The organism is Mesorhizobium sp. PAMC28654, assembly GCF_020616515.1.
Lineage (GTDB): Bacteria > Pseudomonadota > Alphaproteobacteria > Rhizobiales > Rhizobiaceae > Mesorhizobium.
Genome location: NZ_CP085135.1, coordinates 6477173 through 6497431, shown reverse-complemented (window position 1 = coordinate 6497431; position 20259 = coordinate 6477173). Strand labels below are relative to the sequence as shown.

20 protein-coding genes are annotated in these 20259 nt (G+C 62.5%); 4 read left to right on the top strand and 16 right to left on the bottom strand.

Going from position 1 to position 20259, the window contains the following annotated elements:
• Positions 1 to 67: 67 nt before the first annotated feature.
• The 4 genes from LGH82_RS32175 to LGH82_RS32160 form a co-directional block, all read right to left on the bottom strand.
• Positions 68 to 1039, bottom strand: a complete 972-nt coding sequence (locus LGH82_RS32175) for an ABC transporter substrate-binding protein (protein ID WP_227346551.1) — start codon at positions 1037 to 1039, stop codon at positions 68 to 70.
• Between the two features lie 38 nt (positions 1040 to 1077).
• Positions 1078 to 2229, bottom strand: a complete 1152-nt coding sequence (locus tag LGH82_RS32170; RefSeq protein WP_227346550.1) for an ABC transporter permease — start codon at positions 2227 to 2229, stop codon at positions 1078 to 1080.
• Positions 2226 to 3104 carry an ABC transporter permease gene (locus tag LGH82_RS32165; RefSeq protein ID WP_227346549.1) on the bottom strand — a complete coding sequence of 293 codons (879 nt, stop codon included), beginning with the start codon at positions 3102 to 3104 and terminating at the stop codon, positions 2226 to 2228. The genes LGH82_RS32170 and LGH82_RS32165 overlap by 4 nt, the downstream gene beginning before the upstream one ends.
• Before the next feature lie 85 nt (positions 3105 to 3189).
• The gene (locus LGH82_RS32160; protein WP_227346548.1) at positions 3190 to 3981 is read right to left on the bottom strand and encodes an ABC transporter ATP-binding protein; all 792 of its coding nucleotides are present in this window, start codon (positions 3979 to 3981) and stop codon (positions 3190 to 3192) included.
• Between the two features lie 130 nt (positions 3982 to 4111).
• On the opposite strand from LGH82_RS32160, the gene LGH82_RS32155 reads away from it, so the two are divergent.
• A complete protein-coding gene (locus LGH82_RS32155; RefSeq protein ID WP_227346547.1) occupies positions 4112 to 4516 on the top strand; it encodes a cupin domain-containing protein in 405 nt (134 codons plus the stop codon).
• Between the two features lie 29 nt (positions 4517 to 4545).
• Here the strand turns inward: LGH82_RS32155 and LGH82_RS32150 are convergent, their stop codons facing one another.
• From LGH82_RS32150 to LGH82_RS32135, 4 genes are all read right to left on the bottom strand, one after another.
• A complete protein-coding gene (locus LGH82_RS32150; protein WP_227346546.1) occupies positions 4546 to 4923 on the bottom strand; it encodes a hypothetical protein in 378 nt (125 codons plus the stop codon).
• 2 nt (positions 4924 to 4925) lie between these two features.
• Entirely contained in the window at positions 4926 to 6377 is a 1452-nt protein-coding gene (gene hydA, locus LGH82_RS32145; RefSeq protein WP_227346545.1) for a dihydropyrimidinase, read from the bottom strand.
• 64 nt (positions 6378 to 6441) lie between these two features.
• The gene (locus LGH82_RS32140) at positions 6442 to 7692 is read right to left on the bottom strand and encodes a Zn-dependent hydrolase (protein WP_227346544.1); all 1251 of its coding nucleotides are present in this window, start codon (positions 7690 to 7692) and stop codon (positions 6442 to 6444) included.
• Between the two features lie 145 nt (positions 7693 to 7837).
• Positions 7838 to 9166 (bottom strand): aspartate aminotransferase family protein, encoded by a 1329-nt coding sequence (locus LGH82_RS32135; protein WP_227346543.1) that lies wholly within the window; start codon positions 9164 to 9166, stop codon positions 7838 to 7840.
• A 227-nt stretch (positions 9167 to 9393) separates the two neighbouring features.
• Between LGH82_RS32135 and LGH82_RS32130 the strand changes: the two genes are divergently transcribed.
• Complete coding sequence (locus LGH82_RS32130; protein ID WP_227346542.1) at positions 9394 to 10029, top strand: TetR family transcriptional regulator C-terminal domain-containing protein; 636 nt, start codon at positions 9394 to 9396, stop codon at positions 10027 to 10029.
• Between the two features lie 7 nt (positions 10030 to 10036).
• On the opposite strand, the gene LGH82_RS32125 is transcribed toward LGH82_RS32130, so the two are convergent.
• Complete coding sequence (locus LGH82_RS32125) at positions 10037 to 10909, bottom strand: helix-turn-helix transcriptional regulator (RefSeq protein WP_227346541.1); 873 nt, start codon at positions 10907 to 10909, stop codon at positions 10037 to 10039.
• Positions 10910 to 11013: 104 nt separating this feature from the next.
• Between LGH82_RS32125 and LGH82_RS32120 the strand changes: the two genes are divergently transcribed.
• Positions 11014 to 11853, top strand: coding sequence for an SDR family oxidoreductase (locus LGH82_RS32120; protein WP_227346540.1), 840 nt, complete (start codon positions 11014 to 11016; stop codon positions 11851 to 11853).
• Entirely contained in the window at positions 11850 to 12572 is a 723-nt protein-coding gene (locus tag LGH82_RS32115) for an SDR family oxidoreductase (protein WP_227346539.1), read from the top strand. Before LGH82_RS32120 ends, LGH82_RS32115 begins: the two co-directional genes overlap by 4 nt.
• 86 nt (positions 12573 to 12658) lie before the next feature.
• Here LGH82_RS32115 and LGH82_RS32110 read toward each other — a convergent pair whose 3' ends face one another.
• From LGH82_RS32110 to LGH82_RS32080, 7 genes are all read right to left on the bottom strand, one after another.
• A complete protein-coding gene (locus LGH82_RS32110) occupies positions 12659 to 12922 on the bottom strand; it encodes a hypothetical protein (RefSeq protein ID WP_227346538.1) in 264 nt (87 codons plus the stop codon).
• Between the two features lie 69 nt (positions 12923 to 12991).
• The gene (gene otsB / locus LGH82_RS32105; protein WP_227346537.1) at positions 12992 to 13756 is read right to left on the bottom strand and encodes a trehalose-phosphatase; all 765 of its coding nucleotides are present in this window, start codon (positions 13754 to 13756) and stop codon (positions 12992 to 12994) included.
• The gene (locus LGH82_RS32100) at positions 13753 to 15531 is read right to left on the bottom strand and encodes an alpha,alpha-trehalose-phosphate synthase (UDP-forming) (RefSeq protein ID WP_227346536.1); all 1779 of its coding nucleotides are present in this window, start codon (positions 15529 to 15531) and stop codon (positions 13753 to 13755) included. Before LGH82_RS32100 ends, otsB begins: the two co-directional genes overlap by 4 nt.
• A 146-nt stretch (positions 15532 to 15677) precedes the next feature.
• Positions 15678 to 17840, bottom strand: coding sequence for an amylo-alpha-1,6-glucosidase (locus LGH82_RS32095; RefSeq protein WP_227346535.1), 2163 nt, complete (start codon positions 17838 to 17840; stop codon positions 15678 to 15680).
• 50 nt (positions 17841 to 17890) lie between these two features.
• Positions 17891 to 18952 carry a glycosyltransferase family 4 protein gene (locus LGH82_RS32090; protein ID WP_227346534.1) on the bottom strand — a complete coding sequence of 354 codons (1062 nt, stop codon included), beginning with the start codon at positions 18950 to 18952 and terminating at the stop codon, positions 17891 to 17893.
• A 286-nt stretch (positions 18953 to 19238) separates the two neighbouring features.
• A complete protein-coding gene (locus LGH82_RS32085; RefSeq protein ID WP_227346533.1) occupies positions 19239 to 19697 on the bottom strand; it encodes a carboxymuconolactone decarboxylase family protein in 459 nt (152 codons plus the stop codon).
• A gap of 12 nt (positions 19698 to 19709) precedes the next feature.
• Positions 19710 to 20240, bottom strand: coding sequence for an RrF2 family transcriptional regulator (locus tag LGH82_RS32080; protein ID WP_227346532.1), 531 nt, complete (start codon positions 20238 to 20240; stop codon positions 19710 to 19712).
• Between the last annotated feature and the right edge of the window lie 19 nt (positions 20241 to 20259).

The following is a 20259-nucleotide window of genomic DNA, read 5'->3' as shown; positions in this document are numbered from 1 at the left end:
TTGGCCGGAGGCGCCGTTCCATCTCGTCGTTTGAGCATGATCTTTTCGGGATCATGCCCTGGCAGGCTTATTTGATCGCCTTGTCGGTGATGGCGGTCGTGTAGGCGCCGGTCGGCTCCTTGGTGATGATCTTCTGGTCGAGCAGCGCCTTGGCGGTGCGCTCGTAGGTGGCCGGATCGAGCTTGCCGTCGGCATTGTCGATCAGCTTGGCGACTTCGCTCATCATGCGCTTCTGGTGGTTCTCGTCCTGGCCGCCACCATCCATGACGATGCTTGCCGCCTCGTCATTATGGTCGACGGCGTATTTCCAGCCCTTCATCGAGGCGCGCACGAAACGCACCATCTTGTCCTCGAAGGCCGGATCCTTGAGCTTGTCCTGTGACGCATAGAGGCCGTCCTCGAGCAGGTCGTTGCCCATGGCCGAGTAATTGAACACGGTCAGCTGGTCCGGCTTGTAGCCGGCGTCGATGAGCTGCCAATACTCGTTATAGGTCATGACCGAGATGCAATCCGCCTGCTTCTGGATCAGCGGCTGCACGTCAAAGCTCTGCTTCAGAACGGTGACGCCGTCCTTGCCGCCATCGGTCTTCAGGCCAAGCTTGTTCATCCAGGCGTAGAACGGATATTCGTTGCCGAAGAACCAGACGCCCAGCGTATGGCCCTTGAAGTCGGCCTCGGTCTTGATCGGGCCGTCCTTCGGGCAGACCAGTTCCATGCCGGCCTTCTTGAACGGTTGGGCGATGTTAACCAGCGGCACGCCCTTTTCGCGTGCGGCCAGCGCGCCGCCCATCCAGTCGACGATGACGTCGGCGCCACCGCCGGCGATCACTTGTTCCGGCGCGATATCAGGACCGCCAGGCTTGATGTCGACATCGAGACCCTCGGCGTCATAGAAACCCTTGGCCTTGGCAACATAGTAGCCGGCAAACTGAGCCTGCGTGACCCATTTCAGCTGCAACGTCACCTTGTCCGCGGCCATTGCCTGGAACGCGGCAAGCGACATTGCGCCGGCCAGCATCGGAATAATCAGCTTTTTCATTTTTACCCTCTGAAGTTAGCACCCTAAACCCACCGCCCCTATCCACCACGGACAGAGGGATGCCAAAACGTGACGGCTCTTTCGGCAAGAGCGACCACGCCATAAAAGACCGAACCCGCAAGTGCTGCAACCGCGATTTCGGCCCAGACCATGTCGATGTTCATCCGCCCCTCGGTCGAGATGCGGAAGCCCATGCCGACGACCGGCGTGCCGAAGAACTCCGCGACGATGGCGCCGATCAGCGCCAGCGTCGAATTGATCTTCAGCGCGTTGAAGATGAAGGGGGCCGCTGCCGGTAGCCGCAGCTTCAGCAGCGTCTGCCAGTAGTTCGACGCATAGGTGCGCATCAGGTCGCGCTCCATATGCCCGGAAGCGGAGAGACCCGCGACCGTGTTCACCAACATCGGGAAGAAGGTCATGATGATGACCACCGCCGCCTTGGACTGCCAGTCGAAGCCGAACCACATGACCATGATGGGTGCGACGCCGATGATCGGCAACGCCGAAACCATGTTGCCGATCGGTAAGAGGCCGCGCCGCAGGAACGGCACGCGGTCGGCAAGCACCGCGGTGATGAAGCCGGCGCCGCTGCCCACGACATAGCCAAAGATCACCGCCTTGAAGATGGTCTGCCGGACATCGGCGCCGAGTATCGGCAGCGAGTTGACAATGCGCACGCCGATGGCGCTTGGCGGCGGCAGCAGGATGAAGGGGACGCCGGCACCGCGTGTCACCGCTTCCCAGATGATCAGAATCCAGGCGCCGAAGATTGCAGGGATGATCAGGCGAAGAGCCACGGCTGCCTTGCGGGAGCGTGGACGAAGCGACGAGAGCACTGCAACGCAACGCCAGGCGAGAAGCCATGCCGCGGCAAGCAGCAGGAAGAACGGTGCCCGCGCCAGGCCTTCGAAGCCGGCAATGCCACCAATCAACAGCCATGCCACCAGATGCGCGCCAATGAAAAGCACAACAGCTTCCACGATGGACGATATTCTGGCCATGGAGATCAAGGCCGAGAGAAGCAGCACGCCGAAGATCAGCCAGGTCGTCGCCGCATAGGGATATGTCAATGTCCCTGAGGGCTGCGCCAGAGCATCCACTTTTGGCGCGGCGATCGCGCCAAGCGCGACAGCGATCAGGCAGATCACAATGGCCAGCACCGCTTGCCAGGAGGGTTTCAACCGGGTCATGCCGGCCTCCCGCCCATGGCGCGGTCAACGATGCGGCCGGCAATGCCGACCACCATGACCAGAAGTGCGGCCACGATCGAGCCGGCGACCAGCGCCGACCAGATATCGATCGACTGGCTGTAATAGGCGCCGGCCAAAAGCTTGGCGCCGATGCCGGCGACAGCTCCGGTTGGCAGTTCGCCGACAATGGCGCCGACCAGGCTTGCCGCCACCGCCACCTTCATCGAGGTGAACAGGAAGGGCACCGAGGCCGGCACGCGCAACTTCCAGAAGGTCTGCATACGGCTGGCATTGTAGGTGTGCATCAGGTCGAGATGCATGATCTCGGGCGAGCGCAGCCCCTTCACCATGCCCACGGTCACCGGGAAGAACGACAGATAGGTCGAGATCATCGCCTTCGGGATCAGGCCGGTGATGCCTATCGCCGCCAGCACGACGATGATCATCGGCGCCACCGCGAGGATTGGAATGGTCTGCGAGGCGATGATCCACGGCATCAGGCTGCGGTCGAGCGTCGCCACATGCACGATGCCCACGGCGATGACAATGCCGAGCGCGGTGCCGAAAGCGAAGCCGAGCAGTGTCGACGACAGCGTCACCCAGGCATTGTAGACGAGGCTGCGATTCGAGTTGATGGGTCGCAGGAAGGTGTTTTCGAAGAAGTTTACCGCCACCTGGTGCGGCGCCGGCAGCGTCGGCTTCGGCTGCGACAGCGTCTTGCCGATGAGTTCGCTGAACGTGGAGGTCTCATTGGCACGGCGGTCGAGATCGTGCTGGAAAGGCGCGTTGAGGATGACGGCGAAAATGTACCAGAGGACGACCACGCCCGCGAGGATCGAGGTGACTGGGATGAGCTTGTCGCGGAAGGTGTCCATCTAGCAGGCCTCGCCAGATACGCGCCCTCCTCTCCCCAACGGGGAGAGAGTGGCCGGAGCGAAGCGGAGGTCATCCTGCACAGCCTCAATCATCATAGCTGTGCCCCGCCCTCAGCCCATCGCGGACGCGCGCGGCAATCGCCAAAAACTCCGGCGTCTCGCGGATATCGAGCGGCCGTTCCTTCGGCAGCGTGGATTCGATAATGTCGCTGACACGGCCCGGGCGCGGCGACATGACGACGATGCGCGTCGACAGGTAGACGGCTTCCGGAATGGAGTGAGTGACGAAGCAGATGGTCTTGTTCGTCCGTCCCCACAGTTCCAGCAATTGCCCATTGAGGTGATCACGCACGATCTCGTCCAGCGCGCCGAACGGCTCGTCCATCAGCAGAAGGTCGGCATCGAAGGCCAGGGCGCGGGCGATCGAGGCGCGCTGCTGCATGCCGCCCGAAAGCTGCCAGGGATATTTCTTCTCGAAACCCGACAGGTTGACGAGGTCGAGCGTGCGCTTGATGCGCTCCGCCTGATCCGCCTTGGACAGGCCCATGATCTCCAGCGGCAGCCCGACATTGCGCTCTATGGTGCGCCATGGAAATAGCGCGGCGGCCTGGAAGACATAGCCGTAGGCGCGTTTCTCGCGCGCCTGTTCGGGCGTCATGCCGTTGACCGAAATCGTGCCGGAAGTCGGCTTCTCCAGATCGGCGATGACGCGCAGCAAGGTGGTCTTGCCGCAGCCGGACGGCCCGATGAAGGAGACGAACTCACCCTTGCCGATAGTCAGATCGACATTGGACAGCGCCTGCACGGGGCCGTCGTTGGTCTGGAAGGTGAGGCCGAGTTTGCTTGCCGAGACGACGGCTGGCGAAGACCCTGTCATCGGCTGCAGCCTGCCTGTTCCCGCCACTGCGGCGCCGGCTGGAATCCGATTGCTTTTATCGCGATGTTGTTTTCCACTCGTCCCGTCCCATTGGTCTTGTCCCACTCGATCGACGCCCGGAGTTTCCCCGATGTCGCCCAAACCGACCTGTCATCTTATCCGCCCTGAAAGCACTTATGAAGGCAAGCAGGGGCTGACCTATTTCGCCGGCATCGCCACCGAGACCGTCGGCGCTTCCGGCATTTGCATGCACATGTTGACGATGCCGCCCGGCGCCCGAGCCAAGGCGCATATGCATGAGAGCCACGAAACGGCGATCTACGTGCTCTCCGGCGAAGTCCATACCTGGTATGGCGACCGGCTCGAGCATCATATCGTGGTCAAGGCCGGTGACCTCTTCTACATTCCGGCCGGCGTACCGCATCTGCCGGCCAATCTGAGCGGCGCCCCCTCTTCGGCTGTCATTGCCCGCACCGATCCCAACGAACAGGAAAGCGTCGTACTGCTGCCGGAACTCGATGCCCTGGTCGCATGAACCTTGCCAGGGTGGGCAGAGCCTTCCCGTCATCGGCACCGGGAGACTTCGCCCATCACATTGCCGTCCTCGTCAACGATCACAAGCCCCTTGGCGCTCTTGGCGCTTTGCTTGATGGTGAACTGGGTGGCCTGCTGGCCGTCCTCGCCTTCCGCCTGGCATTCGGCCTTCACTACCAGCGAGCCATCGGCCTGCGCCTTCTTGTCGCCAAAGCTGCAGGCACTGGCCGCCGTGATCAACTCCTTGTCGGTCAACAGCAGCATGTCCTCGGCATAGACTTCCTGGCCATTCTTGTTGACGCAGCCGGACTTGTTGCCAAAGGGCTTGGACAGGTCGATGCCGGCGGCCAAGGCTTGCCCGGCGGTCAGCATGGCGGCCGCCGCGACGGCAAGATGAACAGCCCGCACCCTCAAACCCCCGTCGCCGGAATGCCCGTCCGCTCCACCTTGCGCGGCGCGGTGATCTCCTTCCAGGTCGACAGCGCCCGGTTGACCGCCGCGTTCGGCTCGCGGCCGACGAACTCGCCATGGCCGGGCTTTGCCTTGACCTCGGCTTCCTGGATCGACAGTTCGCCGCGCGAGAAGACGAAGCGCGGCAGACCGGTCACCTCGACGCCCTCGAAGACGTTGTAGTCGATTACCGACTGCTGCTTCTTGGCCGCGATCGTCTTCTTGCGTTTCGGATCCCAGACGATGATGTCGGCATCCGCGCCTTCGACGATGGCGCCCTTCTTCGGGTACATGTTGAGTATCTTGGCGATGTTGGTCGAGGTCACCGCGACGAACTCGTTCATCGTCAGCCGCCCTGTGTTGACGCCCTTGGTCCACAGCACCGGCATGCGGTCCTCGAGCCCGCCGGTGCCGTTGGGGATCTTGGTGAAATCGCCGACGCCGAAGCGCTTCTGCTTGGTGGTGAAGGCGCAGTGGTCGGTGGCCACCACTTGCAGCGATCCAGCCTGCAGGCCGGCCCACAGTGAATCCTGGTGCAGCTTGTTGCGGAACGGCGGGCTCATCACGCGACGCGCCGCATGGTCCCAGTCCCCGTTGAAATATTCGCTCTCATCCAGCGTCAGGTGCTGGATCAGCGGCTCGCCGAACACACGCATGCCCTTCTGGCGCGCCCGGCGAATGGCCTCGTGGCTCTGCTCGCAGGAAACGTGCACGACATAGAGCGGCACGCCCGCCATGTCGGCGATCATGATGGCTCGGTTGGTCGCCTCGCCTTCCACTTCCGGCGGCCGCGAATAGGCGTGGCCTTCGGGGCCGTTATTGCCGGCGGCCAGCAGCTTCTGCGACAGGGCTGCAACCACGTCGCCATTTTCCGCATGCACCAGTGGCAGCGCGCCAAGGTCGGCGCAGCGCTGGAACGACGCATACATCTCGTCGTCATCCACCATCAGCGCGCCCTTATAGGCCATGAAGTGCTTGAACGAGGTGATGCCCTTGTCGACGACAGCAGCCATCTCGTCGAACACCTGCTTGCCCCACCAGGTGATCGCCATGTGGAAGGAGTAGTCGCAGGCAGCCTTCGAGGTCTTGTTGTCCCACATCTGCAAGGCTTCAAGCAGCGATTGCTGCGGCGCCGGCAGGCAGAAATCGACGACCATCGTGGTGCCACCGGCCAGAGCGGCGCGCGTGCCTGATTCGAAATCATCGGCCGAATAGGTGCCCATGAACGGCATTTCGAGATGGGTGTGCGGATCGATGCCGCCGGGCATCACGTAGCAGCCGGTGGCGTCGAACTCATGGTCGCCATGCAGGTCCGAACCGATGGCGACAATCTTGCCGTGCTTGACCAGCACGTCGGCCTTCCACGTACGGTCGGCGGTGACAATGGTGCCGTTCTTGATGACTTTGGACATTTTCTTGTTCCCTTGTTCTCTTCGCGCTTCTTGTGAGCGGCGTTTGGTGTCCAGATTTCTGAGTTCACTCCACGATGACGGCCGTCTCCACCACAGCGTGGAACAGCACGTCGGCGCCGGCCGAGGCCCATTCCTTGGTGATCTCTTCGGCCTCGTTGTGAGACAGCCCATCCACGCACGGGCACATCACCATCGCGGTGGGCGCCACGCGGTTGATCCAGCAGGCATCATGGCCAGCGCCGGAGACGATGTTGCGGTGCGAGTAGCCGAGCCGATCGGCGGCATCGCGGATCGCCTTGACGCAGCCGGCATCGAAGGTGACCGGATCGAAAGCGCCGACCTGTTCGATCTTATATTGGATGTCGAGCGCATCGCAGATCGTGTCGATGCCTTCGCGGATGCGGCCGTCCATCGCGTCCAGCACTTCCTTTTCCGGCGAACGGATGTCGATGGTGAAGACGGTGCGCCCGGCGATGATGTTGCGCGAGTTGGGATAGACTTCCATATGGCCGACCGCACCGACGGCGTCGGGCTGGTAGTCCATGGCGATCTCGTGCACCAACTCAATCACGCGGGCCATGCCGAGCCCGGCATTGCGGCGCTTGGGCATCGGCGTCGAGCCGGTATGCGCTTCCTTGCCGGTCAGTGTCACCTGCAGCCATTTCAGGCCCTGGCCGTGAGTGACGACGCCGATATCGATGCCTTCATCCTCGAGGATCGGCCCCTGCTCGATATGCAGTTCGAAAAAGGCGTGGATCTTTCGATCGCCGACCTTCTCGGTGCCCTTCCAGCCGATGCGCTCCAGTTCCTCGCCGAATTTTTTCCCCTGCTTGTCGACGTGCTGGTAAACGTCGGCCTGGTCGAGCACGCCGGCGAACACGCCTGACGCCATCATCGCAGGCGCAAAGCGCGAGCCTTCCTCGTTGGTCCAGTTGGTAACGACGATCGGATGCCTGGTCTTGATGCCAAGATCGTTGAGCGAGCGCACGACTTCCAGCCCGCCGAGCACACCGAGCACGCCGTCATACTTGCCACCGGTTGGCTGAGTATCGAGATGGCTGCCGACATAGACCGGCGGCAGGCTGGGATCGGTGCCTTCGCGGCGGGCAAACATCGTGCCCATCTCGTCGAGACCCATTTCGAGCCCGGCCGCCTCGCACCAGCGCTTGAACAGATGCCGTCCCTCGCCGTCCTCGTCGGTCACCGTCTGGCGATTGTTGCCGCCGGCAATGCCGGGGCCAATCTTCGCCATCTCCATCAGTGAATCCCACAAACGATCGGAATTGATTCGCAGATTCTCGCCGGGTGCGGCCATTCAAAGTCCTCTCAATTTATTCATTCCGTACAGGTGGCGGTTCCCGTCGCTTTCCTGTGCGGCTGTCTAGCGCATGACCCCGAAGATCGGAACGATTTTCGGGGTCATGCAAAATCAAAAATACCTCAGCGCCTTCGCTGCAGGCTTAGTCGATCGACCTCAGCACGTCCCGCACATGATCGACCAGTTCGTTGATCTGGCCCTTGGTGATGATCAGCGGCGGCGACAGCGCGATGATGTCGCCGGTGGTGCGGATCAGCGCGCCGCGTTCGAACGCCTTGAGGAAGGCCGAGAAAGCCCGTTTGGTCGGCTCGCCGGGGATCGGCGCCAGCTCGATCGCGCCGATCAGGCCGATGTTGCGGATGTCGATGACATGCGGCTCGCCCTTCAGCGAATGCAGCGCGTCTTCCCAATACGGCCCCAGCTCCTCGCCGCGAGTCAACAGGCCCTCTTCCTTGTAGGTGTCGAGCGTGCCGAGTGCGGCCGCGCAGGCAATCGGATTGCCCGAATAGGTATAGCCGTGGAAGAACTCGATCATATGCTCGGGGCCGGTCATGAAGGCGTCGTGGATTTCCTTCTTCACGAACACCGCGCCCATCGGGATGACGCCGTTGGAGACGCCCTTGGCGGTGGTCATGATGTCTGGCGTGACGCCGAAATAATCGGCGGCGAATGGCGTGCCGAGACGACCGAAACCGGTGATGACCTCGTCGAAAATCAGCAGAATGCCGTGCTTGGTGCAGATTTCGCGCAGCTTCTGCAGATAGCCCTTGGGCGGCAGGATGACACCCGTCGAACCGGCGACCGGCTCGACGATGACGGCCGCGATGGTCGAGGCGTCATGCAGAGTGACGATGCGCTCCAGTTCATTGGCGAGTTCCGCGCCATATTCCGGCACACCCTTCGAGAAGGCGTTCTTTTCCGGCAAATGCGTGTGCGGCATGTGATCGACGCCGCCGAGCAACGTGCCGAACATCTTGCGGTTGCTGACGATGCCGCCGACCGAGATGCCGCCGAAATTGACGCCGTGATAGCCACGTTCGCGGCCGATCAGGCGGGTGCGCGCGCCCTCACCCTTCACGCGGTGATAGGCGATCGCCATCTTCAGCGCGGTTTCGACCGATTCCGAACCGGAATTGGTAAAGAAGACGTGATCCATGCCCTTCGGCGCGAGGTCGACCAGGCGGTTGGCCAGTTCGAACACGATGGGGTGACCCATCTGGAAGGCCGGTGCATAGTCGAGTTCGGCGGCCTGGTGCTGGATTGCTTCGGTGATCTTCGGCCGGCAGTGGCCGGCATTGACGCACCAGAGACCAGCGGTGCCGTCGAGAACCTTGCGGCCGTCGCTCGTCGTGTAATGCATGTCCTTGGCGGACACCATCATGCGCGGCGCCTGCTTGAACTGCCGGTTTGCCGTGAACGGCATCCAGAAGGCACTAAGATCGTTCGGCGTGACTTTCAGCCGGTTGGACATGACCAAGACTTCCCCTTGTGAACTGTTTCGGTGCGGCCAACGCTTGGTCTTCGTTGCGTTTTCGTGCTACGCAAATTTTTGACCGGTTGGACAAACGTTAGCACCGCCATGTCGGCGGTCAAGGGATTACTAGCGGAAATGCGGCATTGGAAGCGCGCTCCACAGGCCGGAGAAAAACTGGTCCAGAGAATTGGTCCAGATGACAATCAAAGCGAGGGCTTGCAACGGTGACGACCAGCACGGAAGCCCCCCGCCGCACCCGCATCCAGATGGAAAAGCGCGAGCTCATTCTCGAGGCGGCGCTCGAGGTGTTCTCCACCAACGGCTTCCGTGGCTCGACCATCGACCAGATCGCCGAAGCCGCCGGCATGTCGAAGCCGAACCTGCTCTATTATTTCCGCCGCAAGGAAGACATCCACGAGACGTTGATGCAGCGGCTGCTCGACACCTGGCTGGCGCCGCTGCGCGAACTCGACGATATCGGAGATCCCCTGACCGAATTGCGCAGCTACATCAGGCGCAAGCTCGAAATGGCCCGCGATTTCCCGCGTGAAAGCCGGCTGTTCGCCAATGAGATCCTGCAGGGCGCGCCGCGTATCATGCCACTGCTGGCCGGCGAACTGAAGACACTGGTCGACGAGAAGGCCACCGTCATCAAGGGCTGGATGCGCGCCGGCAAGATCGCCAAGACCGACCCCTGGCACCTGATCTTCTCGATCTGGGCGACGACCCAGCACTATGCCGATTTCGACGTCCAGGTTCGCGCGGTGCTGGGCGCCGATCGTGGCGGCGACGGTCGCTTCGAGGACGCGGCAAGGTTCCTGGAGCAGTTGTTTATCGATGGGTTGAAGCCGAAGGCCTGACGGGTCTTCACGCGCTGAGCCGCTCGGCCGGAAGTTCGTCCAGCAGTTTCTGAAGCTTGGCAATCGAGTTCTGTTCGGCGAGCGGCGTGTAGACGATCAGCCTCATGTCCGAGCCGTCATCGATCGAAAGGCTCATATGCTCGAAAGCCATGGCGCCGGCGGTCGGGTGCCTGACATGCTTCACGCCGGACAGGCGGTGCACGACGTCGCGCTGAGGCCACCATTCACGGAACTCGGGGCTCGAACGCATCATGAGCGCGATCAGCCTCTCGAAATCCGGATCGCCGATATATTTCGCGCTTTCCGCGCGGAAGGCGGCAAGGGATGCCCGCGCCAGTTCTTCCCAGTCGACCAGCAGGTGCCGCCGGTGCGGATCGGTGAAGACGCCATGGATGATGTTGCGGGCGTCACCCTCCAGCAGGCCATAGTCGCCGAATATGGCCACGGCCCCGGCATTCCAGGCCAGCACATCCCAGCGCGGTCCAACGACATAGGCAGGCTGCAGGACAAGGCTCTGCAGCATATGCAGCAAGGGGCCGTCGACCTTTCCCGGCGCAATCCGCCGCCGCTCGGGCTGCTGGCGGCCGGCCAGCGTGAACAGATGCCGTTTTTCCGCGGCATCGAGGCGCAACGCCCCGCACAACGCTGTCAGCACTTCGACGGAGGGCCGCACCTCCCTGCCCTGCTCCAGCCATGTGTACCAGGTCGTGCCGACACCAGCGATCATCGCCACTTCCTCGCGACGCAGGCCCGGTGTGCGCCGCCGCAGTCCAGCCGAGATGCCTGTCGCCGAGGGCGTCAGCCTTTCGCGGCGCGAGCGCAGGAAGGCGCCGAGCTCGCGCCGGCGGCTGTCTTCAGCGGAATGTGAGGGAGCATCCATGGACCGTATTATAGCAGTATTGATACCAGGATAAAGTTTGAACTGTTTGGGAAGCGCCGGGCGTCCCATCTTCCGTCCAGAGCACAAAAATGGAGGCTCTGAACATGGACCTGAAAGACAAGACAATCCTCATCACCGGCTCGACCGACGGCGTCGGCCGCATGGTCGCGCAAAGGCTGGGCGCCGGCGGTGCCCGCGTGCTGGTGCACGGCCGCGATGCGACGCGTGGCAAGGCGGCGATCGGCGAAATTCAAGCCGCCGGCGGCAAGGCCGAGCTGCTCGTCGCCGACCTCGCTTCGATGGCGGAAGTTCGCCGCCTCGCCGAGGCCGTGCGATCCCGAACCAACCGGCTCGACATCCTCATCAACAATGCCGGCATCGGCACCGCCGGCGTCAAAAGACAGATCAGCGCCGACGGCTACGAACTGCGCTTCGCCGTCAACTATCTCGCTGGCTTCCTGCTGACATCGGAGCTTCTGCCATTGCTCAAGACCAGCGCGCCGGCGCGCATCGTCAACGTCGCCTCGGCCGGTCAGCAGGCGATCGATTTCGACGATGTCATGCTGACGCGCTCCTATGACGGGGTGCGCGCCTACTGCCAGAGCAAGCTGGCGCAAATCCTGTTCACCGTCGATCTGGCGGAGCAGCTGAAAGGCACCGGCGTCACCGTCAATGCGCTGCATCCAGCCAGTTACATGAACACCACCATGGTCCGGCAGGCAGGTGTGACGCCGTGGAACTCAGTCGAGACCGGCGCTGATGCCATCGTCAATCTCGCCACGTCGCCCGCGCTCGAAGGACGCAGTGGGCTCTATTTCGACGGCCTGCGGGAATCCCGCTCCGATGCCCAGGCCTATGACACCAAGGCAAGACAACGATTGCGCAGCCTGAGCCTCGACCTCGTCGGCCTGGCTTCCCCAACATCCAAGGAACAGTATTCATGACCAACAAGATAGAACACACCGTCATCATCGGCGGCTCCTCCGGCATCGGCCTCGCGACAGCGCGCAAGCTGCTTGGCCCGGGCATGAAGGTGACCATCACCGGACGTAACCAGGGAAAGCTCAACAATGCCTGGAAAAGCCTCGGCGGCGCTGCCGAAAAGGCTGCCTTCGACGCTTCGAAGCCGGACGAGGTTCGCAAGTTCTTCAACGACCTCGGCCCCTTCGATCATCTGGTGCTGGCAGCCAGCGGCGGCAAGGGCCTTGGCCCGTTCCAGACGCTTGACCTTGCCGACATCGGCAGCGGCGTCGAAGAAAAGGTACGGCCGCAATTGTCGTGCCTGCAGGTCGCCTTGCCGACGCTCAGCAAGAACGGATCGGTCACCTTCATATCGGCTGTATCGGCTCAGGTCGCGATGCCGGGCATCGCCGGCATCGGCGCCATCAACGGCATGCTGCTGACCGTGGCGCCGATCCTGGCGGTCGAACTGAAGCCACTGCGCGTCAACGTCGTGGCGCCCGGCGTCATCGACACGCCCTGGTGGGATTTTTTGCCCACTGAACAACGGCAGGCGATCTTTGACGAATATGCAGGAAAGACGCCGGTTGGCCGCATCGGCCGCGCCGAGGATGTCGCCGGCGCGATCGCCTTCCTTGTTTCAAATAGCTTCATGACCGGTCAGGTGCTGACCTGCGACGGCGGCCTGCGGTTTGCTGCATAGACATGCACGAAACAATGGCGGCGGCTTCGAGCCGCCGCCTGACCTGTCAGACCGGCAAGCAGAAAATGCCGTAAACAAAAGCTAGCTCATTTCGGCTTCTTTGCGCCTCGCGGCATATTCTTCACGGTTTTGGGCCTGTCGCCGGCCGGCCCTGCCGTACCTGAAACAGGCTGCTCCGGGACATGAGAATAGTCAGACGTATCAGCCCCATGCATCTTGTTATCAACCGCTTCTCGCCAACTCGAGTCGGCGGCGCCGGGCAATGAAGCATCGACGGCCACACGTCGCGGGAAGCGAGGATTGAGCCAGGCCGGCGTGATCTCACGAATCAAACGTGCAAAGCGTCCCATCGAAAACCTTCCTTCCCAGCCGAAATACCTTTTCCAGGATTCGATCGCGGTTGCGTCGCTCGGCTGGACCTATAGCTGGCCTCTCAGCCAGGTCAGCGTTTCAGCAACGCCGCCAAGGCCATATTGCGCGGCGGTATGCGCTGACGGTTTGATCCGGATCGATATGCCACCGGCATCATTTATGGCTTCGAAGCCGTTCTCGTCCGGCGTGTCGTCCCCCAGGAAAACCGGGCGGCGACCCACGAATGGCGCGATATCCATGAAGCGCCGTATCGCGGCGCCCTTGGCGGCCTCTAGCGGCAGCAATTCCACACCGGCATTGCCCGCCACCACGCGGTAGCCCTTGGGCAGGCTGGCCAGCGCCTGCTCTACAAGCTGCGTCGCGCGCGCAAGCAGATGCGGGGCAGCGCGCGTGTGGATGGCCAGAACCCGTCCCTTGCGTTCGATATAGACCTGCCCGCGACCAAGTTCTGCCTCGATCTCGTCGGCAAGCGCCGCGATATCCGCCGGCTCGTCCGCGATTTCGACGTCGTCGTCCGGCGAGAACCTGTGTTCCAGCCCATAAAGCCCGGCCGCGCGCAGCTTCAAAGGCTGAAACAGCTGGTCCACCGCCGCAACGGACCGGCCCGTGATAAAGGCCAAGGCTCCGTTCAGCTTGCGATCCAGGCCTTGCAGCAGGGACCGAAGCTCGTCGCTGACCAAGACGGCGTCCGGGTGTTCGGCATGTTCCAGCAGGGTGCCGTCGATGTCGAGGAACAGCGCCCATTCGCCGGTCAACAGAGCCTGCGGCCGTTGCAGGGTCTCGCTCCTGATTTTTCGCAGGGTCTCGCTCATAGCATTGCCACCCGTTTCCGCTCGACCAGGGAGACGACGTTGTCGATGCCTGGCTGCCGGTCGCCAGCGCCCGTTGCCCGATCGACGTCGCCGCGTTTGCGCAGGCGCGCGGCATCGAGCAGCATGCTGCCGGCCCAGCGATAGACATTGTTGTCGCGGACCATCTCGCGCATGGGCCGCATGCGCTCGCGCTGTTCGTCCGGCGTCATGGTCAGTGCCTGCAGCAGCGCCTCGCTCATCATGGCGGCGTCGTAGGGGTTGACGATCAGCGCCTCCAGCAACTCTCGCGACGCGCCGGCGAATGTGCTGAGCATCAGGACGCCCTGTTCGTCGTCGCGAGCCGCGACGAATTCCTTGGCGACCAGGTTCATGCCGTCATGCAGGCTCGTGACCATGCAGATGTCGGCGGCGCGATAGATCTCATAGACCTGTTCCTGCGTATGATGTTCGGCCACCATGATCACCGGCCTGTAGCCATCGCTGCCATAACGCTGGTTGAGCTCATCGGCATAGCGCTCGCATTCGTCGTGGAGCACCTTGTAGGCCGGGAGCGTGCCTCGGCTGGGCGCCGCGATCTGCAGGAAAGCCAGTTTTCCGATCCATTCGGGGTATCGCTTGAACAATTCGTCCAGCGCGAGAAACCGCTCAAGAATACCTTTGGTGTAGTCCAGGCGCTCGACGCCGACAGCCAGCTTTACATCCGATTTTATCCCGAACCTGTCGCGCAGGCGGGCGCGGCATTCATCGATATCGGGCAATTTCGCCAGGAGATCAGCCGGCCATTCTATGGAGATGGGATAGGCGTGTACCAGCGTCGTCTGGCCGCCATAGGAAATAGCCGCATCGGCGCGTTCTATGCGGCTTTCCAGGAAGCGATCGACGCTTTCGGTGAAATTGTTGGCGTGGAACTGGGTGTGGAAGCCGATGATTGAGCTGCCCAGCAACCCATCCAGGAGGCGTTCGCGCCACGGGCAAATGCTGTACACCTCCGAGTTCGGCCAGGGGATGTGCCAGAAGGTGATGACGATCGCCTCGGGCAAGCGCTCGCGGATCATCCGCGGCAACAGCGCGAAGTGGTAGTCCTGGACCAGCACGATCGGCCGCTCGTTGCGTGCTTCGGCCACCACCGTGTCGGCGAACTTCCGGTTGACGGCTTCATATGCCTCCCAGTCCGAGGCGCGAAAGACCGGCCGGGTAAAGGCGATATGGCAAAGTGGCCAGAGTCCCTCATTGGCGAAACCGAGGTAGTAGCCCTGATGCTCTTCCTCCGTCAGCCAGACCCGGCGCAGCGTGTAGGAGGGATTGGCCGGTGGAACCTGTACCCGGTCGTCCTTGTCGACCGCGAGACGGTCCGCCGTTCCGCCGCCATACGCGATCCAGGTGCCGCCGCAGGCGCGGGTGATGGGCTCGAGCGCCGAAACCAGCCCGCTGGCCGGCACCAGCAATTCGACGCCATTGCCCTTCACATTGTGGATGTAGGGTTCGCGGTTGGAGACCACTATGACCTGCGCATCGGGCAGATCGTCAGCCAGGATCTTGCGCAAGGTCTCAGGCGACCATGTCACCAGCGCCGTATCCACGGACTGGCCGTTCTTTTCGAATTCCCGCATCACCTTGCGTGCCGCTTCCGCAACCACGTCCTCGCCGGCCGGGTGTGCGACCGCCGGAAGATGACTGCGGCGCTGCCGCGATATGGAGAAGAAAACGGCAAAAGCGGAAAAACCGAGGCTCGCAAGGATCAGAACCCAGAGCAGGTCCGCGCCATAATCTGTCATTGGAATGCCAACTCGCTTCCGGCCGTTCGGCGGCCGATTTGTTCGTGTTTCTGATTTGAAACTGTCCGCCGGCGACCTGGTCGCGTCGGACCTGTCTTTTTGCAACGCACAAGGACAGGATCGGTTCCGACTTGAATTGGTTCGGATCAGGTTCTGACGATGAGCGGCACCAGCCCTTCATGCCTGTCGGCAAGAAAGGCGACGACCCGGTCGCCGACCCGCTGGAACGTCAGGTCGACCTTTTTATCGCCAACGCCCAGGTGACGCAGTGTGAGCGTGTCGATACCGATCGGCAGCCTGGGACGGGTAACGCGGATTTCCCCATCCCAGCCGTCGATCTCCAGCCCAAGACAGGCCTGCATCAGCATGAAGGCGGACCCCGCCGACCAGGCCTGCGGCAGGCAGGCGACAGGATAGGCGATCGGCGCTTCGCCTGGCGCACGCGTAAAACCGCAGAACAGCTCCGGCAGCCGCATGTTGAAATGAACAGCGGATTCGAAGGTGCCGCTCATCAGGCGAACCACGCTCTCACGCTCGCCATATCTAGCCAGCCCGGCACCGCACAGCGCGGTGTCATGCGGCCAGATCGAGCCGTTATGGTAGGACATCGGGTTGAAGAACACGGCATCGTCGGCAAGCGTGCGCAGTCCCCAGCCGGAATGGAAGGAGGCGGCAAGAAGCTGGTCGGCGACCATCCGCGCCCGCGCCGGCTCGGGAAGCCCGACAAAGAGGAGATGTCCCGCATTCGAGGTCCGCACCTTGCAGGGCTCGCCTTCACCGTCGATCGCCAAGGCATAGAAGCCAAGATCGTCGAGCCAGAAATCACGCTCCACGGCGGCCCGCATGGCCTCGGCGCGCTCATCCCAGTGATCGGCTCTCTCGTCCTCGCCGCGGCGACGGGCAAGCTTCGCCAGCCCCCGGAAGGCGGCAAAGACATAGCCTTGCACCTCGACCAGTGCGATCGGTCCCTTGGGGATGCGGCCATCGGCATGAAAGACGGAATCGAAACTGTCCTTCCACCCCTGGTTGGCGAGGCCGGACTCGGCGGCCCGCTGGTAGGTCACGAATCCTGTCTCGCGCCCTGCCTCCTCCGTCCATTCGGCCGCGGCGCACAGAGACGGCCAGAGGCTGTCGATGACTGCCATGTCACCGGTGCGATCGGCATAGGTACAGGCGAGATGGATGTAGAGCGGCGTCGTATCGACGCCACCGTAGTAGCGGCCGAAGGGAAGCTCCCGCAGTGCCGCCATCTCGCCCTTGCGGGTCTCATGCATGATCTTGCCCGGCTGAGAATCGCTGAACGGCGACGTTTCGGTCGCCTGGTGCCGCGCAAGGAACGCGAGCACACCCCGCGCCAGACCCGGATTGAGCCACAGCATCTGCAGCGCCGAGATGACGCCGTCGCGGCCAAAGGCCGTCGAGAACCATGGGATGCCCGCATAGGGATAGGGTCCGGTCTCGAGCTCCGTGGTCAGCAGCGCGACATCGGCGCGCGCGCGCTCGACCCAGTCGTTGAAAACGCGGCCTGAACTGTGCACCGTCGCGCCATGCCGGCGCTTGGCCCGCATGCCGAAGCGTGCCCGGGCTGCGGCGGCGCGGAAACGGTCGCGATCGGGCGCATCCGCCATCTCGGGACCAACCTCGACATAGAGCACCTTGCTGCTGCGCTTGGTTACGGCGAGCAGGAAATCGGCGCGGTCGGCCGTCAATTGGTCCGGCGCCTGCGAGAACGATATCGCCGATGCACGCGCCAGCCCGTCCAACCCGTCATAGCGCAGCAGGACGGATGTCGCATCCGTCTCGGCCACGCGCGCCACTCCGCGCCGTGGCCGGGTCGAGCCGCGCACTTCGAACATGTCGCGGAAATCGGCGGCAAAGTGCAGGGAAACGCCGATTGTCGAGGTCTCCCGGCTGTAATTGGAAAGGGTGATGCGTTCGAACAGCCTGTCTTGCCAAAGCAGCCTGACGCGTTCGACATGAATGGCGCCCTGCGGGATATCGCGACCTGCAGCGCTCTGCATCGGCAGATTGGTCAGGTTGGTGGTGAACAGCACATTGTCCTGGCTGAGCGAAGCGCCAAGCAGCGATGTCTGCCTGCCGCCGACCGTCAGCCGGAATTCGGAGAGCACCCGTGTGTCGTCGCGGAAGAAACCGTCACCGGCGCCGCGTATGTCGCCATAGGCATCGGCAACGACAAAGCAGTCGCCCTGCTTGAGCGCAAACAGCCGGTGCGGCTCGCGAGGAGCGGTCGCATCCAGCGATGCAAGGGCTACGGCAGGATCGAGCTGGCGCTCGTCGAGTTGGGCCATTCGTCAAATATCCCTGTCGTTTTGTTCCCGTCGCTCGAGCGCGTCGCCGTTCATGACGCCTTCGCTTGCGTCGGTACGCCGATCAGGCGCGCATAGGCGGCCAGGTAATCGCCGGCCATTCTTCTGGCGGAAAACCGCTTTTCGAAAACAGCTCTCACTTTTCGCCTGTCGAGCCGCAGCAAATCAGGCACCGCGGCGACGGCACTATCCACCGAATCCGCGATAAAGCCGGTTACGCCGTGATCGATGATCTCGGGCAGCGCGCCACAATTCCAGGCGATCACAGGCGTGCCGCAAGCCATTGCCTCGATGGCGACAAGGCCGAACGGCTCCGGCCAGTCGATCGGAAACAGCAGGCCGGCCGCCTTGCCGAGAAACTTCGCCTTCTGGTCCTCCTCGATCTCGCCGACATAGACGACACGATCGCCGTCGATCAAAGGCTCGACCACCTCATGGAAATAGGCCCGGTCGTCGTCGCCGATCTTTGCGGCAAGCTTCAGCTTCAGCCCTGAGCGCAAGGCGATTTCAATGGCGCGATCGGGGCGCTTGTCGCGCGAAAACCGACCGAGGAAGGCAAGATAGGGTTCTTGCGCCTTCGTCTCGAAAGCCGGCTCGTAGATACCGGTCGGCAGTCCGTGATGGATTGTCGCCAACCAGTTTGCCTTGGCAAGTCCCGCTCTTTGGCTGTGCGAAATGGAAATCATCGGAAAGCGCGGGAAACGCTCATAGGCCGGCGCCAGATCGACATAATCCAGCCTGCCATGCGGCGTCGTCACCGTTCGCTGCGCCATATCGTCGAAGAAGGAAAAGTGCAGGAAGTGGCTGAGATGGAAGTGGATGACGTCAAACTCTGACGCCCTGTCTCGCACCTGCGCCAGCATCGAAAGATGCGCCGCGATCTCGGATTTCAGCGGGCGCGGATCGAGGCGCAGCGCGCATTCCCGGCCGGGTATCAGTGTTCCCGAGGTCTGGCTGTCGCCGCTGGCAAACAGGGTCACCTCATGCCCCATATCGACCAGCGCTTCGGTCAGATACGAGACGATGCGCTCGGTGCCGCCATAGAGTCTGGGCGGCACCGACTCATAGAGCGGCGCGACATGGGCGATTTTCATATTTCATCCTGGATGCTCGGCATACAGGGGCGAAATGCGTCAACGGCTCGATTGGTTCCGATTTAATGATCGATGCCGGTGGGGCTTCAGGCCCGCCGTCGTCATGGAAGCGCTCGTCCAGAAAATGGCAGCGGCCTTGAGGCCCCGCACTTTGTCAAACAGACTGCGCGATCAGCGTCAGGAACCCACCGCCCAATGCGACATTGCCGACGAAGCCGTTGATGCGAGCCGCGCGGTCAGCGGGAGCGACGCCTCGTCGACGGCGCTCCAATAGAAAAGCGGATAATCAGGCAGCCTTGGCGGCCGGCATCGGATGAATGGCCTGGAACGGGATGCATAGCCGGTTCCAGGTGTTGATCATGCCGAGCGCGACGGACAGCTTGACCAGCTCCTCTTCCGAGAAATGCTCAAGCGTGCTGGCATAGAGAGCGTCCGACACGCCATTGTTGGCAATCAGGGTCACGGCATCCGTCCAGGCAAACGCGGCGCGTTCACGCTCGGAAAACAGCGGCGATTCCTTCCAGGCCGAGACCAGATAGAGCCGCTGCTCGGTCTCGCCGTCGCGCCTCGCCTCGCGGCTGTGCATCTCGACGCAATAGGAGCAGCCATTGATCTGCGATGCCCTGAGCTTGATCAGGTGCAGCAGGCTCACCTCAAGCCCGCATTCATCCACCGCCTTGTTGAGCGCCGTGACCGCCTTCATGATCTCGGGCGCCTTGGTGTAAAATTGCATCCTCTGTTTCATCGTCTTGTCCTTTCACGTCTGCTTTGGATGTTGCGGGATTGAACTGGATTTCTGTGGCCGTTGGTGGCGCATCACGAAGGCACAGCTGGCGGCAACCGATCTCGGATCGCCGTCCGCGTTGAAACTCGCCACGATGTCGGACAGCTTTGTTTCGGCGAGCGCGGCGCGATAGGCGCGTTCGGCCTTCAGCATCGCGGCATTGATGCCACAGGGTTTGACATAGGCTGACGCATCGAGCTTGACCGGACCGTTGCGGCGGATCTCGCCACACCGAAAGGCTGGCTGGCGCCCTTCGACGGCCAGCACGATATCAAGCAGCGTGATGCGCTCGGCAGGCTGTGCCAACCGGTAGCCGCCCGCTGGTCCCGGCACGGATTCCAGGATGCCCACCGCGCTCAGCATGTTGAGATGCTTCAGAAGATAGCTCGGCGACAGGCCAAAGGACTCCGCCATGGCGGCGGCAGGCATGGTCGCATTGCCATCCACGCCGGCCAGCATGGCGGCACAGTGGATGGCCGCTTCAACCCCCTCGCCTAGCTTCATCGTGCTGATCTCCAATTCA

Excerpts from the sequence above, each read along its gene's own strand:
- LGH82_RS32175 (WP_227346551.1), bottom strand. The coding sequence starts at position 1,039 with ATGAAAAAGCTGATTATTCCGATGCTGGCCGGCGCAATGTCGCTTGCC.
- LGH82_RS32170 (WP_227346550.1), bottom strand. The coding sequence starts at position 2,229 with ATGACCCGGTTGAAACCCTCCTGGCAAGCGGTGCTGGCCATTGTGATC.
- LGH82_RS32165 (WP_227346549.1), bottom strand. The coding sequence starts at position 3,104 with ATGGACACCTTCCGCGACAAGCTCATCCCAGTCACCTCGATCCTCGCG.
- LGH82_RS32160 (WP_227346548.1), bottom strand. The coding sequence starts at position 3,981 with ATGACAGGGTCTTCGCCAGCCGTCGTCTCGGCAAGCAAACTCGGCCTC.
- LGH82_RS32155 (WP_227346547.1), top strand. The coding sequence starts at position 4,112 with ATGTCGCCCAAACCGACCTGTCATCTTATCCGCCCTGAAAGCACTTAT.
- hydA (WP_227346545.1), bottom strand. The coding sequence starts at position 6,377 with ATGTCCAAAGTCATCAAGAACGGCACCATTGTCACCGCCGACCGTACG.
- LGH82_RS32140 (WP_227346544.1), bottom strand. The coding sequence starts at position 7,692 with ATGGCCGCACCCGGCGAGAATCTGCGAATCAATTCCGATCGTTTGTGG.
- LGH82_RS32135 (WP_227346543.1), bottom strand. The coding sequence starts at position 9,166 with ATGTCCAACCGGCTGAAAGTCACGCCGAACGATCTTAGTGCCTTCTGG.
- LGH82_RS32125 (WP_227346541.1), bottom strand. The coding sequence starts at position 10,909 with ATGGATGCTCCCTCACATTCCGCTGAAGACAGCCGCCGGCGCGAGCTC.
- LGH82_RS32120 (WP_227346540.1), top strand. The coding sequence starts at position 11,014 with ATGGACCTGAAAGACAAGACAATCCTCATCACCGGCTCGACCGACGGC.
- LGH82_RS32115 (WP_227346539.1), top strand. The coding sequence starts at position 11,850 with ATGACCAACAAGATAGAACACACCGTCATCATCGGCGGCTCCTCCGGC.
- LGH82_RS32110 (WP_227346538.1), bottom strand. The coding sequence starts at position 12,922 with ATGGGACGCTTTGCACGTTTGATTCGTGAGATCACGCCGGCCTGGCTC.
- otsB (WP_227346537.1), bottom strand. The coding sequence starts at position 13,756 with ATGAGCGAGACCCTGCGAAAAATCAGGAGCGAGACCCTGCAACGGCCG.
- LGH82_RS32100 (WP_227346536.1), bottom strand. The coding sequence starts at position 15,531 with ATGACAGATTATGGCGCGGACCTGCTCTGGGTTCTGATCCTTGCGAGC.
- LGH82_RS32095 (WP_227346535.1), bottom strand. The coding sequence starts at position 17,840 with ATGGCCCAACTCGACGAGCGCCAGCTCGATCCTGCCGTAGCCCTTGCA.
- LGH82_RS32090 (WP_227346534.1), bottom strand. The coding sequence starts at position 18,952 with ATGAAAATCGCCCATGTCGCGCCGCTCTATGAGTCGGTGCCGCCCAGA.
- LGH82_RS32085 (WP_227346533.1), bottom strand. The coding sequence starts at position 19,697 with ATGAAACAGAGGATGCAATTTTACACCAAGGCGCCCGAGATCATGAAG.
- LGH82_RS32080 (WP_227346532.1), bottom strand. The coding sequence starts at position 20,240 with ATGAAGCTAGGCGAGGGGGTTGAAGCGGCCATCCACTGTGCCGCCATG.